Source organism: uncultured Succinatimonas sp. (assembly GCF_905203285.1).
GTDB lineage: Bacteria > Pseudomonadota > Gammaproteobacteria > Enterobacterales > Succinivibrionaceae > Succinatimonas.
The window spans coordinates 1-7963 of sequence record NZ_CAJKVK010000086.1; the positions used below are offsets into that span (position 1 = coordinate 1).

At 41.2% G+C, this 7963-nt stretch carries 9 protein-coding genes; 7 read left to right on the forward strand and 2 right to left on the reverse strand.

Annotated features, from left to right (window positions below; translation table 11 throughout):
- From QZ019_RS08165 to QZ019_RS08175, 3 genes are all read left to right on the forward strand, one after another.
- The coding region (locus QZ019_RS08165; RefSeq protein ID WP_295484053.1) for a hypothetical protein at positions 1 to 1273 on the forward strand (1273 nt) is incomplete at its 5' end.
- Between the two features lies 1 nt (position 1274).
- Positions 1275 to 2288, forward strand: a complete 1014-nt coding sequence (gene dusA, locus QZ019_RS08170; RefSeq protein WP_295484057.1) for a tRNA dihydrouridine(20/20a) synthase DusA — start codon at positions 1275 to 1277, stop codon at positions 2286 to 2288.
- Positions 2278 to 3141 (forward strand): aldo/keto reductase, encoded by an 864-nt coding sequence (locus QZ019_RS08175; RefSeq protein ID WP_294566650.1) that lies wholly within the window; start codon positions 2278 to 2280, stop codon positions 3139 to 3141. Before dusA ends, QZ019_RS08175 begins: the two co-directional genes overlap by 11 nt.
- A gap of 60 nt (positions 3142 to 3201) precedes the next feature.
- Here QZ019_RS08175 and QZ019_RS08180 read toward each other — a convergent pair whose 3' ends face one another.
- A complete protein-coding gene (locus QZ019_RS08180; RefSeq protein ID WP_294566648.1) occupies positions 3202 to 3822 on the reverse strand; it encodes an HAD-IA family hydrolase in 621 nt (206 codons plus the stop codon).
- A 19-nt stretch (positions 3823 to 3841) separates the two neighbouring features.
- Positions 3842 to 4354 (reverse strand): deaminase, encoded by a 513-nt coding sequence (locus QZ019_RS08185; protein WP_295484060.1) that lies wholly within the window; start codon positions 4352 to 4354, stop codon positions 3842 to 3844.
- A gap of 164 nt (positions 4355 to 4518) precedes the next feature.
- On the opposite strand from QZ019_RS08185, the gene QZ019_RS08190 reads away from it, so the two are divergent.
- From QZ019_RS08190 to QZ019_RS08205, 4 genes are all read left to right on the forward strand, one after another.
- On the forward strand, positions 4519 to 5823 hold the full coding sequence (locus QZ019_RS08190) for a M20 family metallopeptidase (RefSeq protein WP_295484062.1): 1305 nt from the start codon (positions 4519 to 4521) through the stop codon (positions 5821 to 5823).
- 147 nt (positions 5824 to 5970) lie between these two features.
- A complete protein-coding gene (rplY, locus tag QZ019_RS08195; protein WP_294566640.1) occupies positions 5971 to 6258 on the forward strand; it encodes a 50S ribosomal protein L25 in 288 nt (95 codons plus the stop codon).
- A 179-nt stretch (positions 6259 to 6437) separates the two neighbouring features.
- Positions 6438 to 7451 carry a S1-like domain-containing RNA-binding protein gene (locus tag QZ019_RS08200; RefSeq protein ID WP_294566637.1) on the forward strand — a complete coding sequence of 338 codons (1014 nt, stop codon included), beginning with the start codon at positions 6438 to 6440 and terminating at the stop codon, positions 7449 to 7451.
- Between the two features lie 12 nt (positions 7452 to 7463).
- A complete protein-coding gene (locus QZ019_RS08205; protein WP_295484066.1) occupies positions 7464 to 7739 on the forward strand; it encodes a TIGR04076 family protein in 276 nt (91 codons plus the stop codon).
- Positions 7740 to 7963 lie beyond the last annotated feature (224 nt).

Sequence of the window (7963 nt, forward strand, 5' to 3'; positions counted from 1 at the left end):
AGAGCTTGAATATCAGCGCTTATCTTTATCTTTCATCCCTGATGAAAACAGTACGTCTCCTTTATGCGCGGCTATTATGGGAAGCGTACTCGTAAATACTATCCGTCATTTTTCTTACAATCGAGTTGAAGGCCTTGAGCCTTTGGCCGCAAAAAGAATTTGCGAGTTGTTTAAAGCCGATCATGCCAATGTAAGACCGATTACCATTGAAGCGGCATCTCGTGTGGTGTTCCAAAGTTTGACCCGTCGCGGCGATGTGGTTATGTCTCTTGATTTGCGTAAAAAGGAACATTGCAACAGCGAAAACCTTGCATATCGCTTTGTTAATTTCGGCGTTGATCCGCAAAGCGGCAGACTTGATATGGACGCTGTAGAAAAACAGGCAATGGAATGCAAGCCGCAGTTTATCATTGTTTCTCCGATTAATTATCCTTTGTCTCTTGATTACGAACGTTTTGCCGATATTGCGCATAAATGCGGGGCGATTTTGTGGTGTGATATTTCACAAACGGCAGGTCTTATCGCAGGAGGTGTCCTTCCTTCTCCGTTGCCGCATGCCGACGTTGTTACTTTCAGTGCCCACGGCGCAATGCAAGGGCCGCATTCATCGGTTATTTTGTGCTCAAATAAATATGCAAGCTCAATTGACCGCATGGCTATTACCGCAGGTCATAACGGATTGCAGTCTGCAGAACTTGCTGCTTTAGCTGCCCGTATGTCCGAAATGAAAGATTCAGTTTATAGTCGTTATGTCCACACGGTTGTGGATAATGCCAAAGCTTTGGCTGAGGGGCTTGCTACAGGCGGAGCTAAAGTCCTTTTCGGCGGTACGGATTCTCATTTGGTAATTATTGATACCAAAGGATGCGCAGTATCTGCCCGTGGAGCGCAGGAACTTTTGATGGAAGCTGGTGTTAATGTAAGAATTTGTACGATGCTGACATCTGATCCGAATATCAAGTACGATGCCGTGCGCTTCTCTACTTTACCGTCAACCACTCGTGGAGCCAATGCCAATCAGATGCGTGAAATGGGCAAGATCATCGCTGAATTTTTGCAGCGTCCTGATGAGGCTCACATCAAGGAGTTAAAAGAAAAAGTTTCTCTCATTACGGTAGGTCTGCCGGCATTTTATGATCAGTGGCTTTCCGACATAGTAAGAGAGAACTTAAGCCGCATGAGCTATATGACCTCTGATTCTGCAGTTATCAGGGATTCGGTTCATCCCAGCCGTTTAAGTATGCTAACTAAAAAATTAAAGAATAATAATTAAAGTGCAAAAGCAATTTGAACTTTCAGGGGCCATGCGTTTTTCTGTGGCCCCGATGGTAGATGTTACCGATTCCGTTTTCCGCCGTATGGCGCGTCTTTTTTCCAAACAATCCATGCTTTATACCGAAATGATAGCAGCTGATGCTGTCATTCACGGTAAGAATTATCTGCTTGAATTTCATGATGAAGAGTTGCCGTGCGTGCTGCAGCTTGGCGGTTCTGATCCTAAAAAATTAGCCGCAGCTGCCAAAATCGGTGCGGATTTTGGCTATACAGAAATAAATTTAAACGCAGGATGCCCGTCAGATAAGGTTCAGTCGGGAAATTTCGGGGCGGTGTTGATGAAAACACCGGCTCTTATAGCCGACTGCGTTAAAGCCATGCAGGATGCAGTGTCAATTCCCGTAACTGTAAAAACACGTATTGGTGTTGATGAAGATGACAGCGTTGCTTTTACATTAAAGCTTATTGAGACAATAGCTGCCACCGGCTGTCCCCATGTGATTTTGCATGCTCGCAAAGCATGGCTTAACGGTTTATCGCCAAAAGAAAATCGTACTATCCCGCCGCTTGATTATGAAAGAGTTTATTTGGTGAAAAAGACTTTTCCTAATCTTAAAATTACTATCAACGGCGGTATAACGACTATTGACGCTGTAAAAGAGCAGCTGCAATACGTCGACGGGGTGATGTTGGGGCGCGCTGTCATTGATAATCCTTTTATTTTAAGCAAAGTAGACAATGAAATCTTCGGCAGTACAAAACCGTTGTTCTCACGGGAAGAACTTTTGTATAAAGCTGTTGATTTATCAGCAAAAATAAAGGAAGAGGGGATCCCGGTGCATCATTTGATGCGGCATCTTTTAGGTTTGTTCAATTCATGTCCCGGTGCCAGATTATACAGAAGGTACTTGTCAGAGCACATGACGCAATTAGGTGCAGGACCTGATGTTTTAATTAAAGCTTATAAATCCATGACGGATGCTCGTAAGCAGGAAGGCAATTATGGAAATTAATTCACGTGCAGTTTTAAATAACGGTGTTTTGATGCCGTATTTCGGTTTGGGAGTTTTCAGATCTCCGGCTGGTGAAATAACCCGCAGTGCGGTAAGGACCGCAATTGAATACGGTTACCGTATGATTGATACAGCGCGAGTCTACTGTAATGAAAAAAGCGTCGGACGCGGCATTAAAGATAGCGGTATTAATAGAAAAGATATTTTCGTGACTACGAAATTGTGGAAAGACGATTTCAAAAATCCCCGTCAGGGGCTTCTTGAGTCACTTGAAAGACTGCAGCTTGATTATATTGATTTGTATCTGTTGCACTGGCCGTTTGCCGGTTATGTGGAAGCGTATCTTGAGCTTGAAAAACTGCAGAAAGAAGGTTTGATCAAGGCCATAGGCGTATCCAATTTTAAAATTCATCATTTAAAACATTTAAAAGACAGCGGAGCAAGTGTTATTCCGCAGGTAAATCAAGTTGAATGCCATCCTGAAAATCAGGAAAACGAACTGCTTGATTACTGCAGAAAAGAAGGAATTTTAATGGAAGCCTATTCACCGCTTGGCGGTCAAGGCAGAACATTGGTGAACGATCCGCGCATTTGGACCATTGCTGATTATCATCATGTCACGACGGCTCAGGTAATTCTAAAATGGAATTTACAGCGCGGTGTTGCGATTATTCCGAAATCCGTAAACTTTGAAAGAATTTTGGAAAATTCACAGATTTTCAGTTTTGATTTGACGCCAGGCGACATGGATATTTTAAATGACATTAATCTTAATCTGCGTCGCGCTTATGATTCCGATAAGATTGATCAAAGACCTGAAGAGTCTTTCCCAAGACTTATTGATGAAGATTAGTTAATTTTTAAGAAAGTTAAGCCCGCGAGTGCGGGCTTATGATACGTAAATTAAATAAAATTAAGGCTTGATAAAGTCGTCTGAAACGATTTTCCCCTCAAAAACTCTGATGCACGTCATTCCTGCAGCTTTAACCCCTTGAAGTCCGATGGGAGTATCTTCAAACACGAGGCATTCGGCAGGTGTTGCGTTTAAACGCTTGCAGGCTTCAAGATAAGTATCGGGAGCCGGTTTGCCGTTTTTAATTTGATCTGCGGTAACCACTGCATCGACGTAAGATGTAAGACCGAAAAGTTCAATTAGATAATTTGTTTCCTTTATTTGTGAGCCGGTTGCGATAGCGGTTTTAATGCCGCGATCATGCGCTTCACGCAAAATAGAGCAGATTGATTCGAACTTTTGGGTTTTAGGTAAAAAGTTATCAAAATAATTTTGTGCTTTTTCGTCGGCAATAATTTGCGGATCTACATTTATTCCGTATTGTTTGCAGAACATTTTGCTTAAATTGATGGTACTGATGCCGCCTATTTTGATTAATAATTCATGGGTAATGGGCGGCATGCCGTATTTTTGCGCTACGGCAGTCCAAGCATCGGCGTGCAGATGCTCGGTATCGCATAAAGTACCGTCAAGATCAAAAATAATATATTTAAACTCAAATATTTTATTTTTATCAATCATAGAAAAACCTGCTGTTTTATCAATTGATTTTTTGATGCTCTATCTCGTAACGCTTTACGATATCATCATCCCAATCAAGCGGATTTACTGAAATCAGTTTACCGTTTTCATCGCGCAGTACCACTCTTGCGATTTGGGCATTTAAAATAAGGCGTTCGCACATAGCGCAGGGACGCATTTGTGCGGTCGGTTTATTAGTTGCAGCATCGGTTCCTGCTAAATATAAAGTTCCTCCGACGATATCTAAAGGATTTCCGTTGATAATGGCATTAGCTTCGGCATGAACGGCACGGCAGAGTTCATAGTGGGTGCCGGGTTTTATTTTAAGTTCTGCTCTAAGGCAGGATTTTAAATCAGAGCAATTGGCACGATGGCGCGGAGCTCCATTATAGCCGGTAGCAATGATTCTGCCGTCTTTAGATACGATAATGGCACCATAGCGGCGGCGTATGCATGTAGAACGCATGGAAACCGCTTGGGCAATTTCCATAAATGATTCGTCTTTTGACGGGCGGATAAAATCTTGAGTCATAATAAAATACCCCGAATAACTGTGCAGATTATACCTGACAAATACATACCTTTAGCCCTTTTCCTTTTTAATAAATTCTGCAAAAGCCTTGTTTCCCTTGATAGATTGGTCAATTTGCTTTTTAATGGATAGGTGTAAAAAATTAAGGGTAAAAGGAGAGAAAAATGTTAAGAATTTCAGCGTGTGTTGCTGCTTTAATGATGACTGGGATTGTTAGTGCCGCTCCTATTTCCTGGCTTGAATCAGCAGTGAATGCGGAATACGGTAACACGGTAGAGATGCGTCATTATCTGCATCAGCATGGAGAACTTGGTAATCAGGAATATGAGACCCAAAAGTATATCAAGGCTTTTTTGGAAAAACAGGGAATTAAAACCGTAACGGGTTTTAAAGACGCGCCTACCGCCGTTATCGGAATTATCAATGAAGAAAAAGGAGATGCAATAGGTCTTAGGGCGGATATTGATGCTTTGCCAATAAAAGAGCGAAATGATATTGATTATGTCAGCACTGCAAAAGGCAAGATCTTCGGTGAAGATACATTCGTTTCTCATATGTGCGGACATGATGCGCATATGTCCATGCTGCTTAGCGCCGCTAAGATTATGGCTGAGCATAAAGATGAAATTGACAGGGCTGTGGTTTTTGTGTTCCAGCCTGCTGAAGAGGGGGACTCTTTGGTAAATCCTTATGCGTCCGACAATTTACCTAATTCAGGTGCAAAAGCTTTAGTTGAAGATAATTTGATTGAGCGTTTTAAAATTAAGCATATGTTCGGCATTCATGTCATGGCGCGACAAGATGCGGGTAAAATTCTTATTTCCAAAGGTGCTACGTTAAATAGTATTGACGGTTTTAAGATTGATGTCGAGGGTGTGCAAGCTCATGGCGCAATGCCGTGGAGCGGTGTCGATGCGACTTTAACGGCATCGCAAATCGTAGTCTCAATGCAGCAGCTTATTTCAAGGAATATTGATTTGTCGCAAGGCATGGGTGTAATTACGGTAGGAAAGCTTCATTCAGGAGAGGCCGATAACGTAATGAGCGGCAAGGCTCAAATGACAGGAACAATTAGAAGCAACAATAATGAAGTCCGTAAGGTTTTAATAAAGCGCCTGCCTGAAATTGCGTCAGGTGTCGGAATGTCGACGGGGGCTAAAGTTACTACTAAAATTATCGAATCTTATCCTGTGACCATGAATGATCCTGTGCTTGCTGAAAATACTGTTTCTTTATTAAAAGAAAATAATGTTGATGCAAAGATCTCAACCTGGAATCCCGGTGCCAGTGAAGACTTTTCTTTTTACGCTCTTGAAGTTCCGAGTGTCTTCATGTTTTTAGGTGTTGATAAACCGGGAACTGAAAATGCAGCTAATAACCACAGCGATAAATTTATGATTGAAGATGAGGCGATGAAAGCCGGGGTTAAAGCGCATATCATTGCAGCGATGCAGACAAAACTTAATTAAAGATCTTTTCGGCAGCTATTGTTATATAGTTGCCGGATTCATGCTGTGAATGTTTTAATTTTTGTAATTTTACGCTATAATTTTGCGCGCTAAGTTCCGGTCGCAGAACTTAACACCATGTTTAATTTTTTATAGAGAGTTTTTATTATGGCTATTACTTTAGATGCCGTTGTACGTACCGACTTGGGGAGAGGTGCGAGCCGCCGCCTTCGTCGTGAAGAACGTATTCCTGCTATTATCGTTGCTCCCGGTCAGGAGACCGTTTCCATCACTTTAGATGAGAAGAAATTAATCGTAGCAGCATTGAAAGATGAATTTTACTCCGAAACCGTTACTATTAATCTTGACGGTTCCGCTATTGCCGTTAAGCCTGTTGCTATGCAGCGTCATCCGGTAACTTCACGTATTATTCACGTTGACTTTATGCGCGTTTAATAAGCTGTAGATTTAAAGTCAATAAAAAGGTCGTCGCAAGGACGGCCTTTTTTGTGCGCAAAATTCAAAAAAAATCATGTTTTTTTGATAAATATGTGAACGTTTTGGTTCGTTTTCGCAAGGTATTTTCTTTTGCGGTAGAATAATCTCAAATTCATTAATAATTGCAAGGTAAGGTTATGGCTGATACATTGATCCCGGGACGCATGTATGAACTTACGGTAAATAAAATTTCCGATCAGGGGGCAATGGTAGATGCGCATGAGCATGGTGAATTATTTGTTCCGCGCCGTCAATTGCCTCAAAATTTGCAGGAAGGTGATTCTTTACGCGTGTTTTTATATGTTGACGGCGGCAGAATCTTAGCGACCGCTCGCCATCCTTATCTTGAGCTTGGTATGACAGGACGTTTGCGCGTAACCTCGATTGATTGCGGCACTGCTTATCTTGATTTGGGCATTCCCAAGGAATTAGTGGTTCCAGTATCTGAACAGCGCGGCTCTTTTGAAGTAGGCAGAATGGCTCTTGTCTACGTTGCGCTTGACGATCAGGGAAGGTTGTTCGGTACTCAGCGTTTTAATCGTTATATCAATGATTTTGCCAAACCGGGAGAATATAAGCCGGGACAAAGGGTGTGCCTTGTACCGGTATCGCATACTCCGCTTGGGTTTAGAACTATTGTTGATGATCATGTCTACGGTCTTATTTATAAAAATGAGCAAAAAGGTGAAATCCAAATAGGTAAGCGCTATTCAGGATGGATCATAAATGTTCGTGAAGACGGTCGTATTGATGTTTCTTTGCAAGAGCCGGGACGCAGTGGAGTAGAGCATGCAGCTGCCGATATTTTGCAGGCCTTGTTAAATTCAGGTGGAGAGCTTGATTTTAATGATAAGTCTGATCCTGATGAAATTGAGGATTATCTGCATATGTCAAAGGGTAAATTCAAAAAAGCTATAGGACATCTTTATAAAGAGCGCTTAATTGAAATTACCGATGAAGGTATTAAATTAACCGAAAAGGGTTTTAATGCGGGTAAAAAGGAAGAAGAGTTTTTTGAGAAAGAGGATATCGGAGAAGAAGATCGTCAGGAAGAAGCTCCTGATGTGTATATAGCACGTCAGGCCAAATTTGTAGGGTATGATATTGACCCTAATGTTAAGTATGATCCGTATAAAAAATTCCGTAAATAAAGTAGGACAGATATGGCAGAAAAGAAGCCTAAAATTGTCCTTACAATTGTAGGCAGATTAGGAAAAGTTGGTTGTCATCGCGGTCATAGAATAGGAGATTCTTTTGACTTTGATAATGATCGCGGCAAACTTTGTCCTATGGCTATGCATGTTGCCTTTCCTTATATAGATATTTTGCGTTACGGAGGGACTCCTCCGCGAGCCAAAGACGGTAAAATTAAGTTTTGCTGTCCTGATTGTGATACTGTAAATGTTTTTGAGATAACTGTTAAAGAAGATATTCCTTAGTCATATTAATATCTATAAGGATCAGTATAGCGTGATATGTTATAGAATGAGTTGCATGATTATTAATAATTAATTGTTTTATGAAAGTGTTTATATGATTGATTTGACTAAACTGCCTTTAAGCATTACATCATTTAGTGATTTTTGTGAAAGGAATAAAATCTATATCGATAAAACGGATTTAGTCGCTAAATTGGCTCAATTTGATGCTCCGATTTTTTTAT

What these genes read in the sequence shown, in the direction of transcription:
- QZ019_RS08175 (WP_294566650.1), top strand. Translation starts at nt 2,278, where the DNA reads ATGGAAATTAATTCACGTGCAGTTTTAAATAACGGTGTTTTGATGCCG.
- QZ019_RS08180 (WP_294566648.1), bottom strand. Translation starts at nt 3,822, where the DNA reads ATGATTGATAAAAATAAAATATTTGAGTTTAAATATATTATTTTTGAT.
- QZ019_RS08185 (WP_295484060.1), bottom strand. Translation starts at nt 4,354, where the DNA reads ATGACTCAAGATTTTATCCGCCCGTCAAAAGACGAATCATTTATGGAA.
- QZ019_RS08190 (WP_295484062.1), top strand. Translation starts at nt 4,519, where the DNA reads ATGTTAAGAATTTCAGCGTGTGTTGCTGCTTTAATGATGACTGGGATT.
- rplY (WP_294566640.1), top strand. Translation starts at nt 5,971, where the DNA reads ATGGCTATTACTTTAGATGCCGTTGTACGTACCGACTTGGGGAGAGGT.
- QZ019_RS08200 (WP_294566637.1), top strand. Translation starts at nt 6,438, where the DNA reads ATGGCTGATACATTGATCCCGGGACGCATGTATGAACTTACGGTAAAT.
- QZ019_RS08205 (WP_295484066.1), top strand. Translation starts at nt 7,464, where the DNA reads ATGGCAGAAAAGAAGCCTAAAATTGTCCTTACAATTGTAGGCAGATTA.